This is a genomic window from Desulforapulum autotrophicum HRM2 (genome assembly GCF_000020365.1).
Lineage (GTDB): Bacteria > Desulfobacterota > Desulfobacteria > Desulfobacterales > Desulfobacteraceae > Desulforapulum > Desulforapulum autotrophicum.
Genome location: NC_012108.1, coordinates 2,210,102 through 2,226,933 on the forward strand (window position 1 = coordinate 2,210,102; position 16,832 = coordinate 2,226,933).

Sequence of the window (16,832 nt, forward strand, 5' to 3'; positions counted from 1 at the left end):
TCCTCCTAGTCCATGCCCATGGATTCTTGTATGCGCTGGATTTCGGCCTTGAGTTCCTGTTCTTCCTTGGGGGTCAGGGTTGATGTGGCAAGGCGTCGTTTAAGGGCCATGAGGATCATTTCCTGGCGGTACTCGTTGCATGTGTATTTGTTTGAAGCCATTTTTTGTGTTTATAACTCCCCTTGTGTGAAAGAATTAAATATAATATGGGATAGGAAATCAAGTCAACGTGTAAAAAAGGAGACTAATGGTGGGGCCCGGCATCGAGAAACTCAAGGCCCTTGAGCGGCGGATCAAGGACCTTGGCATAAACAAAGCGGATATTGAGGAAAAGTTTGTCAAGGGTTCGGGAAGGGGCGGGCAGAAGGTGAACAAGACTTCGGTGGCTGTTTTTCTGCGTCATTTGCCCACTGGAATAACCGTGAAGTGCGGGTCGGAACGTTCCCAGCACCTGAACCGTTTCCTTGCCCTTCGCCGTCTGGTTGACAGGATTGAGGCCTGCATGACAGGCATGGAAGGCAGGACCGGGGTTGATCCAACGGTCCAGCGGCGCATCAAACAGAAGCAAAAAAGAAAAAAACGGTCCAGGCAGAAGCATGGATAGCTGGGGTGGCCGATTCTGTCGTATTTGGTCCCGTCGAATCTGATTTCGTATCAGTCCCCGTATCATGCCATTAAAAAGCCCCGAGCTGGCAGGGCCGGATGCGCAACCCCTTGAACTCACAGGCTGAAGATACTTCAACCCGCTTGAGCTTGAGTTCCTTTGCAATGCGCCAGCAGTCATAGCAGGCAATTCTGCCGTTATCTGCAGCCTGATCCAGCAGATTTTCAAGATCCTCTGGAATGGCATCTACCGGCTGAATCAGCTTAACCCCCTTGCCATAGCCGAACAGGCCAAGGGAGCAGCGGATCAGCCTCAGTTCCAGAAGATCTGCCTGGGCACCTGCCTCGGCTGGTGTGATTCCGAGTTTCTTTGCAACCCCGTGCAATGCAGCGCAGGTGATCTGATCCTGCTTGGCCTCTGCTTCAAGCAGTGCCCTCACCTCGGGATTAATTTCGATATTTGAATGTTTTTTTGCGTAATGTCCCCGGTCTAAATGTGTCATATCTGTCTTCCATGGGTTGATTTAAAGGTTCGGTCTAAGGTATAAATCGGTATGGCAGAAGCACGGTATCTGCCCTGGCCACAACAAATGATAAAACGCCTCTGTTTGCAATGCCTCGGTAAGCGTTTTATAATAAATCTATTAAATAACACTGAAATTGTGAAAAAAAAAGGAAAAACAATGGGCCTGACCGAAGATATCCTGAGCAAGAAATTTCATATGATCTATATTGTCTCGTGTGGGGAGGGGATCAATGCCTACCACCTGATCCAGAGCGTTCTTGTTCAGTTCCCCGGGAACGACATCACCGTTGTAAAGGTCCCCCACATCAGGACCGAATCCCAGGTCGAGGATATTATTGAAAAGGCCAAGGCAACGGACAGCCTCATTGTTCATACCATTGTTAATCGAGACCTGAGGCATTTTCTGACCTTCAGGGGGATGGCCCAGGAGATTGGCACCATTGACCTCATGGGGCCAGTACTCTCCAAGATCGAGAGTTTTCTCGATGATGCCCCCCTTGAGCAGCCCGGGCTATACCGGAAGATCCATCATGTGGATCTTGCCCAGGTGACGGCCATCGAGTTTGCCCTTGCCCATGATGACGGCATGAACCATGAGGACCTTGCAGAGGCTGAGATTGTTATGGTCGGGCTCTCCCGGGCCGGGAAGACCCCCCTTTCCATGTATATGGCAGTGATGGGCTGGAAGGTTGCCAATGTGCCCCTGGTGATCGGAGTGCCCATGCCCGAGGTGCTCAAACGCATCGATCGAAGACGTATCATTGCCCTTAACATCAACCTTGACCAGCTCAAGGCCCATCGAAAGATGCGTCAGGATAACCTTGGCACTTCGGACATGTACGCCTATACCTCAAAAAAAGATATTTCCCTGGAGATCGAGGCTGCCAGGCGCTACTACCTTACCCAGGGGTATTCCATGATAGATGTAAGCAACAAGCCCATTGAGACGAGCGCCGAGGAGATCATTGAGATGATCACACGCCGATTCAAGGCCGAAGCCCACAAACGGTGAGTTTCAGATTGTAAATCAGATGAAGAGATCTGAACATACCGATAATATCAAAGACCGCCGGGGCGGTGCTGATCTTCTGGCAAGGGCCCTGGCTGTTTTTAATGTGCTCGCCTGGGCTGTGATGGTGCTTATCCTGGTTGTTGCTGAGCGGGCCAAGCCACAGTTTGAGAGCTTTTTTGACAGGTGCTATCACCTTGATATCAGGACCTGCTGGGACCTTGAGTTTGTCCATTACCTTTTGTGGATCACCATGGCTGGCATTGTTGCCAGCAGCCTGGGTCTGATCCTTGGGGTTGTCAGGGCAAGAAGACGAACCGATTCAAGCCGTTTCGGGCTTGTGGTCATGGGGCTTTTGTCATTTGCCGGTATCTGCAGCATTCTTCTCTTTCTGGTATAGGCTTCCAGTAACGCGCATTTAATACGATTTAAAAATCCTATCCATATTTTGGAAAATTTTAGTCTGATCAGAAGCCTTAACTCCTTTTCGTGATTCAAGTTGTCTTTGTTTGCTGTCGATGGATGTGAAATATGGGGTTTGCAACACCAATAATGACGACAATTCAAGTCTGACCCCATGGATTCAAAGATGGAGAAATCAATATGAAAAGGATTCTGACCATAATTGTTGTTTGTCTGTTTGCTGGTTGCCTGCTGTTCCTTGCTGAAAGCAGGGCAACAGCCAGAGATTATATGGTGGACGTTGTTTCGGAAAATTACCGGGAGCAGGCAGTTGATGATGGTAACAGTCGACGTGTCTTTCATACCATCCAGGTTAACTCTGATCTGGGATCCAGGCTGCTGATCCTTGAGGGGGATGATTTTCAGTACAGAAGCTGGCTCAGGGCATGGCTGAGCCGTACGAATCGGCTTCTGGTGCGGGTGCCTGAAGCAGATGACGATGCCTTCAGGATGTCAAAGGCCCAGGCCATTGACGTGACCCGGATCTATCCCATTGACGGCAAACAATGGCAATCCCCCGGGATCAATGCCGAACCCGGTCCTGCATTTACAGGCAAACGCCACGTTCTGATTGTGGATGCCAACGAAAAAAGAAGGGAACTGATTGATCTTATTGTCAGGGATTTAGGATTTCCTGTGACCATTTGCAGCAATGACACGGATGCGCTTTTAATGTTTCGCATGCAGCCGGATAAGTTTTGCATGGTCATTACCACCCTTTCTGGCATCAGCGGCACCCAGCTTGTCAGGAATATTCTTCACAGGGTGCCTGCCCTGCCTGTCATTATAGGAACACCCTATGGTGATACGACCAAGGAAAAAAATGCAGCAGCGCGTTTTGCAGGGGCTGATTCCGTGGTGGTCAAACCCGTTGTTCTCCGGGAGCTTCCCAAGACAATCCTGACCTTGCTAAAGGAACGGGCATGAATTTCATATTGCATTCACTGTTTAGAAGAATCGTCATGGCCATGGTCGTTGTCTTCATGGCATCCAGTCTCTGGGCTGCTGAGATTTCGGAGTATGAGCGCACCCGCATGTGTTTTACCAATTTTATCCGTTGCGAGTTGACCCGCACCGGCGCAGTCAGTCCTTTTAACGGTAAGCCCTTTGAGATCACCATGATCAACCTGTTTGACGCCGTTCACGAGGGGGATCTTTTGATTGTCACGGGCGCTGTTGATTGTTTTGTGGACAACAAACACGAACATCTTTATACTGCCGTGGGTATCAGGAAACTCATGGGGCAAGAAAAGGTCGGATTCTTTGTCGTCAAAAAACAGGATTTCACCATCCTTGCCCCTGAACTCATGCGTTATCCCTACAAGGAGCGCTGTGACTGGACTCAGTACTGGATAGATATTGATTGATTCCGTAAACAGCTACAATTCCTTATGGGGTTTAGGATGCCAGTACTGAATTGATAGTGATTGACTCCTCTAATGGCTCATTTTTGTCAGAGGGGGGCTTATTTTTGTAAACAAGTAAGAACTAAAATGATAAATTATGTAAAAAAGGTTATATTCTTTAGTGAATTAAGATATTTTATATATAGAAATTATTTATAATTAAACAGCCCTTTCTTATATCCTTTCAGAAGGTTGAACACAATAAACATCCTTTTTGTTTTTACAATTAAATCATTGGCATTAAAATTGCTTTATATCCACTCATTGGTTTCAACAACGGTTATCGGAATATGGATATCTGTTGACAATCCATTGGTAAGAGGGTAAAAAAAACGCGAGTTTTCTTTCTAAACCGTAACGGACGGGATAATACGAATGCAGCAAATTCAACAAAATCAGCTACCCATAACACCCGCCCAGATCATCGATATCCTGATCAGGAGACGATGGATCATAGTCATTCCCCTTTGCATTACGTTGACTGTTGGATTATACCTTGCCCTGACCAGCCCTAGAACCTATATGGCCGAGACCTCCATCCTGGTCCAGGCCCAGACCGTTCCGGGAAATTATGTGAAATCCATTGTGTCAAGCGGCATCAGTTCAAGAATCAGTACCATTTCCCAGCAGATTATGAGTATGAGTAATCTTGAAAAGATTATTGATCAGTTCGGGCTTTTTGAGGAAGAAGGGGCCAAGGACATGTATCTGGAAGATAAGATTGAGGCCATGCGCAAACGCATCAAGGTCACCCTTTCCAGTGCGAGGTCCGGTGCCGATGCCTTTACCATTTCCTACAAGGGAAGTGATCCTGACAAGGTCATGCGGATTACCAACACCCTGACCAGCTTTTTCATGGATGAGAATCTTAAATTGCGCGAAGCACAGGCCATTGGAACCAGCGAATTTCTGGATGCCGAACTTGAAAAAACTCGAAAAAAACTGGTTGACCGGGAAGAGCAGTTATCGTCCTACCGGGCGAAAAATATGGGCGGACTGCCTGATGAGCTGGATTCCAATCTCAGAACCCTGGATCGGTTGCAACTGCAGCTCACTGACAAGCAGGCCATGCTCAGGGATGCGAAAAATGCCATCAACACCCTTAGCGCCCAGATAGCACAAGCCAGTAAAATGGGTTCCCAGGGAATGGATGATCAATTTGATTTTTCCGATTTTGGCGAAGAAGTTGGCATGGGTGGGGAGGACGAGGCAACGCTTGCCGAGGCGGAAAAACGCCTTGACGCCATGCTCCTCCGGTACACCCGGCAGCATCCGGATGTGAGACGGCTTGAGGCCGTGATTGAAAAGCTTCGCGCCAAAATTGAAGCCGCCCAGGCCCAGGAGGCTGCAGAAACGCTTGAACCCCTGGAAACGGAGAACCTTGATGTGGTTGAGCCTGGAATGAACTTTGCTGTCATGCAGCAGAAGACCCAGCTTGCCCAGATGAACCGGGAGATTCAGGCCCTTAACGCTGAAATCAAATCCATCCAGGAAAAAATGGTGGTTTACCAGAAACGGGTGGAAGATACCCCCAAGAAGGAACAGGACCTTCTTTCCCTTAAGCGAGACTATGCCAATATTCAGAGTGTTTTCAACTCTCTGCTGGACAGAAAGCTTGAGGCAGAGCTTTCCGTTAATATGGAAAAAAAGCAAAAGGGCGAGCAGTTCAGAATCCTTGACCATGCCCGAATTCCTGAAAAACCCATATCCCCGGATGTCAGGAAGATGCTTGTTTTTTCCCTGGCCGCTGGCCTGGGCGTTGCCGGTGGCATAATTTTTTTGCTTGAGGTGTTGGATTTTTCCATACGCAGGGATGAGGATATTGAGAAGCTTGGGCTTTTGGTCCTTGCATCTATTCCTCCCCTGAAAAACCCGGGGGATCGGTTAAAAAAACGACTGGAAATGATTTTTCTTTCATTAGCGGCAACCTATGCACTTGTTATGCTCGCCGCATTTATCGTTCTCAATGACAAGGGCCTGGACCGGGTTGTTAATTTTATTAAATCATTTATAAATGGCTGATCCAGTTATAAACAACTAATTCAGGGGTTTGCATTTTGGGAAAGATATTTAAGGCACTGGAAAAATCCAAAGAGATCGATATGGGCGATTCTGCTGTTGTTGAAAACGACAGCAGGGAAGATGACCTGCAGGATGATACTGCTGGTGAGGAAAACAGCCGGGGAGATGAGTCGCCGGAAACAGGGGCACATGTGCAAGAAGACCCACAGACCATTGAATTGCCCCAAAGTCTGGACAAAAGCCTCGTTACCCACCTCAAACCCCATTCGTCTGAGGCCGAACAGTTCCGGATATTAAAAACAACCATTCTTTTTCCTAAAACGGGAATACCTCCCCGGACCATCATGGTTACCAGCACTGCCCCGGGGGAGGGAAAATCTTTTGTGGCAAGCAATATTGCCATCAGTATCGCAAAAAGCATTGATGAGCATGTGCTGCTCATTGACTGTGATTTAAGGCTGCCATCCCTGCACACAAGATTCGGGTTTTCAGATATTCCCGGATTAAGCGAATACCTTAGGGCGGGAAAATCCCTTGGCTCAATTTTAAGGAAAACAGCCATTGATAAGCTTTCCCTGCTTCCGGCAGGAAAACCGCCTGCCAACCCGTCCGAGCTCATCTCGTCTGAACAGATGAGACGCCTTCTCCAGGAAGTCAAAGGCAGGTATGAGGATCGATATATTATCATTGATTCACCGCCTCCCTATCTCACTGCTGAAGCCAATGCCCTGGCACGACAGGTGGACGGGATTATCATTGTGGTTAAAGCAGGAAAGACCAAACGGTCCGATGTTCAGGATCTCATTGATACCTATGGAAAAGAAAAAATTCTCGGAGTTGTGAAAAATTTTGCGGACGCCAGGCACGGGTTCAAAAAATACGAGTATAAATAACGATTTTTTTAGGTGGAGCAAAGAAGTGACCAAACAATGCTGAGGCTTTTCAAACAATACTACCCTCTCAGGAACATCCTTTTTTTCATGGTCGAAGGGCTTGTGATTTTTGGCTCTGTTTTAATTGCCACCGTTCTTTTGACCCGTTCCAACTCCTATCTGTTTGACCTGATGCTGGTTGTGAGGGTCGCCCTTGTCACCCTGGTCTGTCAGATATCCTTGTACTACAATGATCTCTATGATTTCCAGGTGGCATCTTCAGTCTCTGAAATTTCCATCCGGCTTCTCCAGTCCCTGGGGATAACCGCCATTGTTCTTGCCGTTATCTACTATTTTTTTCCCCTTGTGATCATTGGCCAGGGAGCCTTTATCCTGAGCATCCTGTTTCTTCTGGTGCTGATCATTGGGTGGCGGATCTTTTATATTTATGTGCTGAACCAGGGGTTCTACAATGAAAAAGTACTGATCCTGGGTGCAAGTGATCTTGCAGTGGATATCTTTAACGAGGTCCAGGATAAGATCGACTGCGGATATACCGTTGCAGCCATTGTCCCGTTTGATGGGGAAGACTGTCTGTCGGGCAAGGTTCCTGACTCATTAATCGTCAAAAGTGACAGGGACCATCTGTGCCGGACGATTTTTGACCTGGGTATTAATAAGGTGATTGCTGCGTTAAAGGACAGCCGGGGCACCTTTCCGGCCAGGGAGCTTCTTACCTGCAAAACAGCTGGGATCGAGGTGCTCGAAGGCAATTCCTTTTATGAACTTCTCACGGGAAAACTCCTTGTTACCAAAATAAATCCCTCGTGGCTGATTTTTTCAGACGGGTTTAAACGTTCGACATTTCGAATGGCCTTAAAGCGTATGGGTGATATTATTTTTTCCGTCGTCCTGCTGGTGTTGCTTTTTTTTCCCCTTCTGGTTGTGGCGCTTTTAATTAAAATTGACTCAAGGGGTCCCATACTCTTCTGCCAGGACCGGGTGGGCCAGGGGCGCAAACAGTATATGATGTACAAATTTCGTTCCATGGTTGAGGATGCAGAAAAGAAGAGCGGACCCGTATGGGCACTGGACAATGATTCCAGAATTACCCGCGTGGGCAGGGTCATCCGAAAGTTTCGCATTGATGAAATCCCCCAGGTGTGGAATGTATTCAAGGGAAACATGAGTTTTGTCGGTCCAAGGCCGGAACGAAAGCACTTTACGGATGAGCTTGAAGAAAAAATTCCCTATTATGGGGAGCGCTTTGTGGTGAAACCCGGTATAACCGGGTGGGCTCAGGTTTCCTACGCCTATGGCGCCTCCGTGGATGATGCCATTGAAAAGTTGAATTACGATCTTTTTTATATTAAAAACATGTCCATTATGTTTGATGTGATGATCGTGCTCCGTACCATAAAAACAGTGGTGTTCGGGCGCGGATCAAGGTAGTATCAGTTTTGGTCGTTAAAATCTGGTTGTAAAAATATAACTTGTAATCAAGGAAGCGGAGCTATGTCTTTTAATCGGGGTCTGTTTGTGGTAAGTCTCATTTCAATGGTGATCGGATGTTTCTTTCAGCCTGGGATTTCCCGGGGTGAAGCCCAGGAAACCATGGAAGATTACAAAATAGGGGCCGGGGATGTGTTTAAAATTGATGTGTGGAAGGAGCCGGAACTCTCCCTTGAGGCATCGGTGGTCAGAATTGACGGCAAAATAACCTTTCCCCTTCTGGATGACCTCCAGGCGTCTGGACTCACCACCATGGATCTTAAGGCCGTCATTGAAAAACGACTTTCCGATTTTGTGGAGGCCCCCCAGGTGACTGTAACCCTTATCAGTCCGGGCAGTCAGCGGTATTACATCCTTGGGGAAGTCAACGAGACGGGCGAATACCCCATTGGAAAAAAACTCACCATTTTGCAGGCATTTGCCATTGCAAAGGGGTTTACCGAGTGGGCCTCAAAGAAAGAGATCATTCTGTTTCGCCGGGAGAATGGTCAAGAGCGGATTATCCGGGTCAATTACAAGGATATCACCAAGGGTGATTTCAGCAATAATGTGTTTATCCAGGCAGACGATACCATCATCGTACCTTGACCCATAACGTGAAAGGGGACCTGAATAATGGTGAGCATTCCTAAAGAATCAAAACCGATACCGACGCCTGCTCTGGTCGGTATTCTGACCTGTGTCATGGTTGTATCCTGGGCTGTCCAGACCTTTGCAATGAAGATGGAATTCTCCCCCAGCCTTTATATCTCAGAGGATTACACGGACAATCATTTCCAGACGGACACTGACAAACGAGAAGAATTCTATACCACCTATGGGGTAGGGCTTTCCCTTGGATTTCTCGAACGTACGGGCCAGGCTGTTCTGAGTTACAGCCCTGAATTCAAGGATTACAAGAATAACTATGAATCCGATGGGTGGGAGCACAACGCCTCGTTTGCCGGCAATCTCAACCCGAGCAAGCAGGTGGCCGTTGATTTCAGCTTTAACTACGACGGCCATGGGGATGACAACCAGGGGGATACCTGGCAGCATGGTGCATATGTGGGCACGGCCATCCAGGTGACAAGGCATACGGATCTCACCCTGTCCGGGGATTACACCAAATCCTATGATCGTCAGGTGAGAACCGGTGAGTGGAAGGAAAGTGAAGACACTTCCATCACAACCAAAGTCACCCATCAGTTTGGGGAAATGAACTCCCTGGACCTTGGATATACCTATTCCTTTGACAACTATGCAGACCTGGATTCAGATGAATATGAGAGTCATGAACCCTCAGCTTTTATATCCTTCTGGTTTACGCCCCAGTGGGGATTTGATTCCAACATTTCCTTTGAAAGTAGAACCTATGAAATAGATGAAGATGAGAAAATATATACGGGTGATATCAGACTGATTAAAAAAATTACCCGGCATTTTGACACCTATGTAAAGTACAAGCATACCCGGACGAACAGGGATTCTGGGGATGAAAGCGTATACAACCCTTCTGTAGGGTTTGACTGGAGCATCACGGAGGATTCCGGCCTCAGCCTTGGGCTTGGGTACCTGATCCAGGAATGGGATACAGAGACGGACTCTGGCCTTTTTGTTGACCTTGACGCCTTTAAAACTTTTGATTTCAGCAGAAGGGGTACCCTGACCCTGTCGGCCTCAAGCGGGTATGATGCCTCAAGCGATGATGCGGCAAGCCTTGGATTTAATGTCTATTACCAGGCAGGATTCCTATACAGTTACGAAGTTACAAAAAGACTCTCGGCCGATCTTGATGGCTCCTATATCCGGGACGAATATACTGAACCCGATGTCAACCGGGTTGACAATACCACAAATCTTGGACTCTCCCTGTCGTGGATGCCCCTGCGGTGGATGAACATCAGATTCTCCTATAATTTTGAGGATTATACGTCAGACTCAGATACCATAGCGGAATACACTGAAAACAAGGCAACAATGATGGTCACCCTTTATCCTTTAAGAACCTTGCCAGCCAAGGAATTGATTTCAAGGAGTGATTTTGACAAGCGGATTTTTAAGAATTAGGCAAACCGATGACCTATAAAAACACATTAATCCTTGCCGGCATCATGGTTCTGACCATGGTCGTGGCAGGGCTTTCCAGCCATTCTGAAATCATCAAGCCCAACGAATAAGGTTAGATTGTGTGAGCGCAGCGAACCACAATCTGAACCGTTTGTTGGACAAGCCCGGTCACACCTTATATAGAAAATAGCTTTTTCGGAGCAAGGCCGCCTGATCAGACGGATGTGGGGCAGGACCGGTTCTTTTTTCGAAAAATTGATCTTTGAAATAAATTCATCAAATTATCGAGGCCGTTCGAACCCAAAAAGGCTGTTTTCTGCGCGCAAGTATGCGTTGCCGGGAGAACCAGTTTCCTTTCACGCTTAGTGATGTGCGGAATTTGGATTAGTCAACACCTCCTTTTCAGCTCGTTCATGCTGGTCAGGCAACCAGCGGCAGAAGAATTTGTGTTTGGATGATTTTCATCTTTGCTCCACAAATGGGACAGGTGATGGCGGGTCGTTTTTTCTGTCTGCTTGCAAGCATACGGAATGGAATGACTCGCAATATTAGCTGAAGGAGTTTAATGAGTTTCTTGCTGCAGGGATGAAGGAATCCATAACACCGGATTCTACGAAAACCCTTGGGCAGGATATGGAGCATGAGCAGATAAAGAAATTTTTCTCCGGTCACGGTCCGGGTTTTGTATTTTTTAGACTTTGCGTGCAGGTAACGGAAGGTCACCATGCCGTCTTCGCATCGCAAGATGTCCTTTTCCTGAATGACTCCCCGGTAAAGATATTTTCCAAGATAGATGATGGCCTTGTCGCCGTTGCCGACGTTTTTGCAATGAACAATCCACTTTTCGGGGCAATCCCCGGGCAGTTTCAGGCCCTGATCGACCAAGGCTTCCAGCATTTTTGCCCGGAAGACCTTTGCCAGGGCCCTTTCGTTGAAGAGGTATCCGGCCTTTTTCTTCCATAAACGGGTTAGCATGTTGATGCTTGCCGCGGGCATGACGACATGAATATGGGGATGATACTCGAGCTCTCGTGAATGCGTGTGGAGTATGGCGGTGAACCCGGCTGCTCCACCAAGTTTTTTGTCGTTCCGGGTGAAGGTTTTCAGGGTCTCCTGGACACAATCAAACATCAGGGAATAGACGATTTTCTGGTGCCTCCATGTCAAGGCCCGAAGTTGCCTGGGGAGGGTGAAGGTGGCCAGGTAGTATTCGGCCGGGAGTCGCTTGTCCAGTTGATTTTCGATCCACTGCTGGTTTTCATGGTTCTGGCAATGGGGGCAGTTTCTGTGACCACAGGAGTGGGGAATATATCTTTTTTCGCCGCAGTCATGATCTGTGCATTGTGCCAGCATGTGCGGGCCATGCTCCTGCCTGCACTGCTCCATAGCCCAGAGGGCCTTTTGGTGACTGGGTAGGATTGAATCTTTGTATTGCTCCAGAAAGCCATGCTTGAATTTGTTGATTATTGTGGAGATTAGAATCATTTGACACCTCCCCAGGTAATATCAAAGGTGTCGGTCAAGGAATTGACGGCCTGGCGGGCGTTGTTTTTAGTGACGGTCGTCAGGTGAGTATATCTGGAGGTAGTCAGGATGCTGACATGTCCCAGGATCTGCTGGAGTTCGACAAGATCTACGCCGGATTCCAGCATATGGGTGGCATAACTGTGGCGAAGCGAGTGGCATGAAATTTTTTTTTAATACCGAGTTGCGTGACCACGGCCTTCATGGCAGTCTGAATTCCGCCTCTGTCCAAGGGCGTATCTACCAGATGTGCATTTTTCAGCCCCCGCTTCCGATTGGGAAAGAGGAACTCTGAGTGTCGATGGACAGACCAGAAATTTCTCAGGGTCTGCAAGGTCTTCTCCGGCAGGGGAACCAACCTGTCCTTGTTTCCCTTGGCGTCGCGGATGTGGACCCGCATATTGACAGAATCGATATCGCCGGCCTTCAACCTGATTCCTTCTCCAAGACGCAAGCCCAGTGAATAGGCTGTGAAGAAGAAAACCCGGTAACTCAACTGTCGTGTAGCGCAGACCAGTTGTTGGAGTTGTTCTACCGAAAGAATATCCGGAATCCTGGTGGTCTTCGGTGGTTTGATCAGGGGGATGTCCTCCCAGGTCTTGCCCAGCACTCTGGTGTAAAAAAACTTCAGGCCATAAAGGTCGAGCTTGACTGCACTCCAGGAACGGTTCTCGAGCAGGTCGTTGAAGTAATCAAGGAGTTGGTCGGTGGTCAGGTTTTCGACCCGGCAGTCGAAATAGTTGCCGATCCGCCTGATCGCCCGTGAGTAGGCCTCGATGGTCTTAGGTTGCAGGCCTGCCAGTTTCAAGCATTGAAGATGCTTATGGTAATACTTGTTGAATTTTGGATCATTGGGCATGCTGGTGTCCATTGTAAACCTCCTTTTTGAAGTAACTGGTCAATGGCGGATGCGTTGGCATCGCCTTTTCCGGTATATCACTATAAGAAGGCAAAATTAAAATGTGTTGATTTTTAAAAAAGGTGGGACTTGCAGTCTCCGCGTAGCGGCTTCGTCCAACAAGCCCTTTGATACTTTTCCCATGACCATTGGCCCGTGGACTGGAACCACGTCAACCTTTGATCAAAAGGTTTACGATATTCTGGGGGTTGAGGATTCCATCCTTGCCTCCTATGAAACGCCAGATGGCAGAGATGTGCAGCTCTATGTGGGGTTTTACCAGAGCCAGAAAGAGGGAGATTTGATCCATTCTCCCAAGAACTGCATGCCCGGTTCCGGCTGGAATATCCTAAGATCCTCCATTGAACCCGTGGATGTGGGGCAGAACAACAATGGAAAAAATATCAATGTGATAAAGCTGATCCTGGTCAAAGATTCGCAAAAACAGGTGGTGCTTTACTGGTTCCAGTCCAGGGGGAGGATCATATCTTCCGAGTACATGCAGAAAATATGGCTGGTCATTGATTCCATAACTAAGCATAGAACTGATGGTTCCTTTGTACGCCTCATCTCTCCTGTTGTTGAAAACGAAGATAAAACCCTGGAGATTTTAAAAGATTTTACAAAACAGATTTATCCTTACTTAAACGAGTATATTCCATCGTGATTCAAACCCTTCACAAGGTCTTTGAAGAATTCCCGGATATTCTGATTGTCACTGTCTTTGGGTCTGCCTCAAGGGGAACGCTCGGAACGAACAGCGATATAGACATTGGTGTTGCCGCAGAGTCTCAATTAAGCTTTGAACAGAAAACGGATATCTATTTGGCATTGACCAGTGCCTTTGGCCGGGAAATAGATTTGATTGATCTAAATCAAGTCAACGGGGTCATCCTTAAGAGTGCCCTGTGCAGTGGGGAAATCGTCATCAAGCGGTCTGTGCCTCTTCTGGCTCGACTTTTAAAGAAACTGTGGTACAATCAGGCGGACATGATGCCTAACACAATAATGGTGATGGAACAACAAATTCAGAGGTTTATTGATGGACAAACAGATCATTCTGGATAAACTTTCGTCATTAAAACGATGTGTTGAACGTGTGGAGTCCAAAGTTCCGAAAAACAGTGCTGTTTTGAAGATTGATTTTGATCTTCAGGACATTATTTCACTTAATCTTCAGCGGGCAGTTCAGGTCAGTGTGGATATTGCAGCTCACATAAATGCCGGACTTGATGACGCCCGGCCACCGGCCAGCATGACAGATAGTTTTGATAATCTAAACAGAGCCGGGATTCTTTCAGAGAGCCTTTGCATAAGGATGAAAAAAAGTGTCGGCTATAGAAATATAGCCGTTCATGAATATTCAACCATTAATTGGGATCTTGTGTTTTCAGTTGCTACGAAAAATTTGAATGATTTTAGAGAATTTTCAAAAAGTATTTTGACGTGGTTGAAAGTACAGAGTTGAAATTATGAATTTTAAATTAGAAAAAAATCTGGCCATCCAGATCCTGATCCTGACAGGCGTGTTTGTGGCCCTTTACAGTCACGCCATTGCTACCCTGATCTATGACTGGTCCAACAATGCCAACTTCTCCCACGGCTTTTTGATTCCCTTTGTGGCCGCCTACATGGTGTGGCACAAGAAAGAGACCCTTAAGACCATTGAGATAAAATCCTCTCCAGCAGGCATTGGTGTGATTGTTTTTGGCATGCTCTGCTATCTTGCCGGCACCATCGGGTCAGAGCTGTTCGTCATGCGATCGTCCATGATTATCACCATCTCCGGCATGGTTATTTATCTTTTTGGTTTTCAGATATTTAAGGCTGTACTCATCCCCATACTTTATCTCATTCTCATGATTCCCATTCCCGCCATTATCTGGAACAAAATCGCCTTTCCCCTCCAGTTGTTTGCGGCCAATCTTTCGTCAGGCATGGTTCATCTTCTGGGAATACCCGTGTTAAGGGACGGCAACATACTTCACCTTGCCAATACCTCCCTTGAGGTTGTGGATGCCTGTTCCGGCATTCGCTCCCTTACCTCCCTTCTGGCGCTGTCAGGTGCATTTGCCTTTATCGCCCCTTTGGGAAATTTTAAGAAATGGGTGCTTTTCTTTTCCGCATTGCCCATTGCGGTTGTGGTCAATATCGTTCGTTTGACCATCACCGCCGTCATGGCAACCTATATCGGTCCTGAAGCGGCCCAGGGTTTTTTGCATGAGATGTCAGGAATTCTGGTATTTGCAGTTGCCCTTGCCCTGGTCTACCTTGTGTTTATCATTGAATTGAAATTTGAAAAATAAAAGAGTCCTCAGAATTTTTTTAGAAATCATTAGGTGATCCAGAATGTCTATATGATTCTTGACATAATTCTGATTGATGATATTATTTGATATTAATATAAAGTCAAATACTGCCATCATAATTGAGGTGTATAATGAAAGCGATTACAGTCCGCGGAATAGCGCCGAATGTAGCCATAAAATTAAAGGAAATTGCATCAAAGGAAAACAAAAGTCTTAACCAGTTGATGCTTGATTTAATTCAAATAAGGGTAGGGATAAAGAAAGAGAAAAAATTCACCCGCACTTATGATGATCTTGATTTTTTGTTTGGGAAATGGTCAGACAAGGAATTTGACATGGTTCAAACAAAGATTGATGATGAAAGAATCATTGATCCGGAGCTATGGAAGTGAAAAGAATACTGATTGATACCAATATCTATTCCCATGCCATGCGTGCAGATCATGAAGTGACTCATTTGTTAAGGAAGGTGGATGAAATTGGGATCTCAGTCATCAGTGTAGGTGAACTTTATTCAGGATTTAAAGGTGGAACAAGAGAACGTGGGAATCGAGACGAACTTGAATTGTTTTTGGACTCTCCAAGGGTTGTGCTCTATTCAGTTGATATCCAAACCGCTGATTATTATTCAGAGATCATCACAAATTTGAAAAAAGCAGGAACGCCTATTCCAACCAATGATATCTGGATCGCTTCTGTTGCATTTCAGCATGGACTGAAATTATTTACAAAAGATGTCCATTTCTCTTTTGTAAAAGGGCTTATACTTGTCTAAACCAAATAAAACTTTAAATAAATCAATTCTCCTGACCTTTGACGTTGAAGACTGGTTCCAGGTGGAAAATTTTAAGGGCTATATCCCTTTTTCCTCCTGGTCATCCCTTGATATGCGGGTGGAGAGCAATACCCAAATAATCCTTGATTTGTTGGATTCATTTGCCTTTAAACCCAAAGCCACTTTTTTCATCCTGGGTTGGATTGCCAAAAGGGTACCAGGTCTTGTAAGAGAAATTCATGACAGGGGCCATGAAGTTGCCTCCCACGGAATTTCCCACCATTTGTGTACCCACCAGTCCTTGGGAGAATTATCCGAGGATTTGTCAGCCAGCAAAAAACTGCTTGAAGATTTGACAGGGGAGGGTGTTTACGGGTATCGAGCCCCTAGCTTTGCTGTTGACAACGATATTCTAAAACTCATCCAGAAGGCCGGATACCTCTACGATTCAAGCTATAATTCGTTTGCCATGCACGGAAGATATGGCAGGCTTGATCTCTCCCAGGCAGAAAAACAGGGTACAGCATTTAAGCCTTTCTCTGATTTTTTAGAGTTGCCTGTGAGCAATCTTAGTCTTGGAACGAAGATTTTTCCCCTGGGAGGGGGCGGCTATTTTAGGCTTATACCGTTTCAACTGTTCAAGCAGGGCATGAAGTCCGTTTTAAGCAAGGACGATGCCTTTGTCTTTTATTCCCACCCCTGGGAGTTTGATCCGGATCAACCCCGGGTAAAACAGGCGTCAAAGGGTTTTAAATTCAGGCATTATACTAACCTCGGTCGAACCCGTAAAAAACTCTATTCACTGATAGACACCTTTAGCCGATGTGAGTTCTCAACCTGCAAGAATTATATCGGTTGAGTAATT

22 protein-coding genes are annotated in these 16,832 nt (G+C 46.6%); 17 read left to right on the plus strand and 5 right to left on the minus strand.

Features of this window, described 5'->3' with window-relative positions:
• Nucleotides 1–5: 5 nt before the first annotated feature.
• The gene (locus HRM2_RS27045) at nucleotides 6–161 is read right to left on the minus strand and encodes a hypothetical protein (RefSeq protein WP_187149354.1); all 156 of its coding nucleotides are present in this window, start codon (nucleotides 159–161) and stop codon (nucleotides 6–8) included.
• Nucleotides 162–247: 86 nt separating this feature from the next.
• On the opposite strand from HRM2_RS27045, the gene HRM2_RS09725 reads away from it, so the two are divergent.
• Nucleotides 248–604 carry a peptide chain release factor family protein gene (locus tag HRM2_RS09725; protein WP_015903843.1) on the plus strand — a complete coding sequence of 119 codons (357 nt, stop codon included), beginning with the start codon at nucleotides 248–250 and terminating at the stop codon, nucleotides 602–604.
• Nucleotides 605–674: 70 nt separating this feature from the next.
• On the opposite strand, the gene HRM2_RS09730 is transcribed toward HRM2_RS09725, so the two are convergent.
• Nucleotides 675–1,106 (minus strand): hypothetical protein, encoded by a 432-nt coding sequence (locus tag HRM2_RS09730; RefSeq protein ID WP_015903844.1) that lies wholly within the window; start codon nucleotides 1,104–1,106, stop codon nucleotides 675–677.
• A 159-nt stretch (nucleotides 1,107–1,265) separates the two neighbouring features.
• Between HRM2_RS09730 and HRM2_RS09735 the strand changes: the two genes are divergently transcribed.
• The 9 genes from HRM2_RS09735 to HRM2_RS09775 all read left to right on the plus strand — a co-directional run bounded on the left by HRM2_RS09735 (nucleotide 1,266) and on the right by HRM2_RS09775 (nucleotide 10,461).
• Nucleotides 1,266–2,141: a pyruvate, water dikinase regulatory protein gene (locus HRM2_RS09735; protein ID WP_232364240.1), complete on the plus strand. Its 876-nt coding sequence runs from the start codon at nucleotides 1,266–1,268 to the stop codon at nucleotides 2,139–2,141.
• A 19-nt stretch (nucleotides 2,142–2,160) separates the two neighbouring features.
• On the plus strand, nucleotides 2,161–2,538 hold the full coding sequence (locus HRM2_RS09740) for a hypothetical protein (RefSeq protein ID WP_015903846.1): 378 nt from the start codon (nucleotides 2,161–2,163) through the stop codon (nucleotides 2,536–2,538).
• Between the two features lie 203 nt (nucleotides 2,539–2,741).
• On the plus strand, nucleotides 2,742–3,527 hold the full coding sequence (locus HRM2_RS09745) for a response regulator (protein WP_015903847.1): 786 nt from the start codon (nucleotides 2,742–2,744) through the stop codon (nucleotides 3,525–3,527).
• Nucleotides 3,524–3,967, plus strand: a complete 444-nt coding sequence (locus tag HRM2_RS09750; protein ID WP_015903848.1) for a hypothetical protein — start codon at nucleotides 3,524–3,526, stop codon at nucleotides 3,965–3,967. Before HRM2_RS09745 ends, HRM2_RS09750 begins: the two co-directional genes overlap by 4 nt.
• A gap of 414 nt (nucleotides 3,968–4,381) precedes the next feature.
• Nucleotides 4,382–6,028: a GumC family protein gene (locus HRM2_RS09755; protein WP_015903849.1), complete on the plus strand. Its 1,647-nt coding sequence runs from the start codon at nucleotides 4,382–4,384 to the stop codon at nucleotides 6,026–6,028.
• 35 nt (nucleotides 6,029–6,063) lie between these two features.
• Nucleotides 6,064–6,921, plus strand: a complete 858-nt coding sequence (locus HRM2_RS09760) for a polysaccharide biosynthesis tyrosine autokinase (RefSeq protein ID WP_015903850.1) — start codon at nucleotides 6,064–6,066, stop codon at nucleotides 6,919–6,921.
• Nucleotides 6,922–6,957: 36 nt separating this feature from the next.
• On the plus strand, nucleotides 6,958–8,352 hold the full coding sequence (locus HRM2_RS09765) for a TIGR03013 family XrtA/PEP-CTERM system glycosyltransferase (protein ID WP_015903851.1): 1,395 nt from the start codon (nucleotides 6,958–6,960) through the stop codon (nucleotides 8,350–8,352).
• Between the two features lie 63 nt (nucleotides 8,353–8,415).
• Nucleotides 8,416–9,000: a polysaccharide biosynthesis/export family protein gene (locus tag HRM2_RS09770; protein ID WP_015903852.1), complete on the plus strand. Its 585-nt coding sequence runs from the start codon at nucleotides 8,416–8,418 to the stop codon at nucleotides 8,998–9,000.
• A gap of 27 nt (nucleotides 9,001–9,027) precedes the next feature.
• Nucleotides 9,028–10,461 carry a porin family protein gene (locus HRM2_RS09775; RefSeq protein WP_015903853.1) on the plus strand — a complete coding sequence of 478 codons (1,434 nt, stop codon included), beginning with the start codon at nucleotides 9,028–9,030 and terminating at the stop codon, nucleotides 10,459–10,461.
• 420 nt (nucleotides 10,462–10,881) lie between these two features.
• Here HRM2_RS09775 and HRM2_RS09780 read toward each other — a convergent pair whose 3' ends face one another.
• Genes HRM2_RS09780 through HRM2_RS09785 form a run of 3 tightly spaced genes read right to left on the minus strand, consistent with a single transcriptional unit; the run spans nucleotide 10,882 to nucleotide 12,856 of the window.
• The gene (locus HRM2_RS09780; RefSeq protein ID WP_012662389.1) at nucleotides 10,882–11,946 is read right to left on the minus strand and encodes an IS91 family transposase; all 1,065 of its coding nucleotides are present in this window, start codon (nucleotides 11,944–11,946) and stop codon (nucleotides 10,882–10,884) included.
• The gene (locus tag HRM2_RS27050; protein ID WP_012662388.1) at nucleotides 11,943–12,113 is read right to left on the minus strand and encodes a tyrosine-type recombinase/integrase; all 171 of its coding nucleotides are present in this window, start codon (nucleotides 12,111–12,113) and stop codon (nucleotides 11,943–11,945) included. Before HRM2_RS27050 ends, HRM2_RS09780 begins: the two co-directional genes overlap by 4 nt.
• Complete coding sequence (locus HRM2_RS09785) at nucleotides 12,095–12,856, minus strand: tyrosine-type recombinase/integrase (protein ID WP_012662387.1); 762 nt, start codon at nucleotides 12,854–12,856, stop codon at nucleotides 12,095–12,097. The genes HRM2_RS27050 and HRM2_RS09785 overlap by 19 nt, the downstream gene beginning before the upstream one ends.
• Nucleotides 12,857–12,950: 94 nt before the next feature.
• Here HRM2_RS09785 and HRM2_RS09790 point away from each other — a divergent pair, with 94 nt between their 5' ends.
• The 7 genes from HRM2_RS09790 (at nucleotide 12,951) to HRM2_RS09820 (ending at nucleotide 16,826) form a co-directional block, all read left to right on the plus strand.
• Complete coding sequence (locus HRM2_RS09790) at nucleotides 12,951–13,550, plus strand: exosortase C-terminal domain/associated protein EpsI (protein WP_232364241.1); 600 nt, start codon at nucleotides 12,951–12,953, stop codon at nucleotides 13,548–13,550.
• Nucleotides 13,547–13,951, plus strand: coding sequence for a type VII toxin-antitoxin system MntA family adenylyltransferase antitoxin (gene mntA, locus HRM2_RS09795; protein ID WP_015903855.1), 405 nt, complete (start codon nucleotides 13,547–13,549; stop codon nucleotides 13,949–13,951). The genes HRM2_RS09790 and mntA overlap by 4 nt, the downstream gene beginning before the upstream one ends.
• Nucleotides 13,926–14,351, plus strand: a complete 426-nt coding sequence (gene hepT / locus HRM2_RS09800) for a type VII toxin-antitoxin system HepT family RNase toxin (protein WP_015903856.1) — start codon at nucleotides 13,926–13,928, stop codon at nucleotides 14,349–14,351. Before mntA ends, hepT begins: the two co-directional genes overlap by 26 nt.
• 4 nt (nucleotides 14,352–14,355) lie before the next feature.
• On the plus strand, nucleotides 14,356–15,189 hold the full coding sequence (locus HRM2_RS09805) for an exosortase/archaeosortase family protein (RefSeq protein WP_015903857.1): 834 nt from the start codon (nucleotides 14,356–14,358) through the stop codon (nucleotides 15,187–15,189).
• Nucleotides 15,190–15,323: 134 nt separating this feature from the next.
• Nucleotides 15,324–15,584, plus strand: a complete 261-nt coding sequence (locus HRM2_RS09810; RefSeq protein ID WP_015903858.1) for a hypothetical protein — start codon at nucleotides 15,324–15,326, stop codon at nucleotides 15,582–15,584.
• The gene (locus HRM2_RS09815) at nucleotides 15,575–15,967 is read left to right on the plus strand and encodes a type II toxin-antitoxin system VapC family toxin (RefSeq protein ID WP_015903859.1); all 393 of its coding nucleotides are present in this window, start codon (nucleotides 15,575–15,577) and stop codon (nucleotides 15,965–15,967) included. The genes HRM2_RS09810 and HRM2_RS09815 overlap by 10 nt, the downstream gene beginning before the upstream one ends.
• Nucleotides 15,960–16,826 (plus strand): XrtA system polysaccharide deacetylase, encoded by an 867-nt coding sequence (locus HRM2_RS09820; protein WP_015903860.1) that lies wholly within the window; start codon nucleotides 15,960–15,962, stop codon nucleotides 16,824–16,826. The genes HRM2_RS09815 and HRM2_RS09820 overlap by 8 nt, the downstream gene beginning before the upstream one ends.
• Nucleotides 16,827–16,832: the final 6 nt, after the last annotated feature.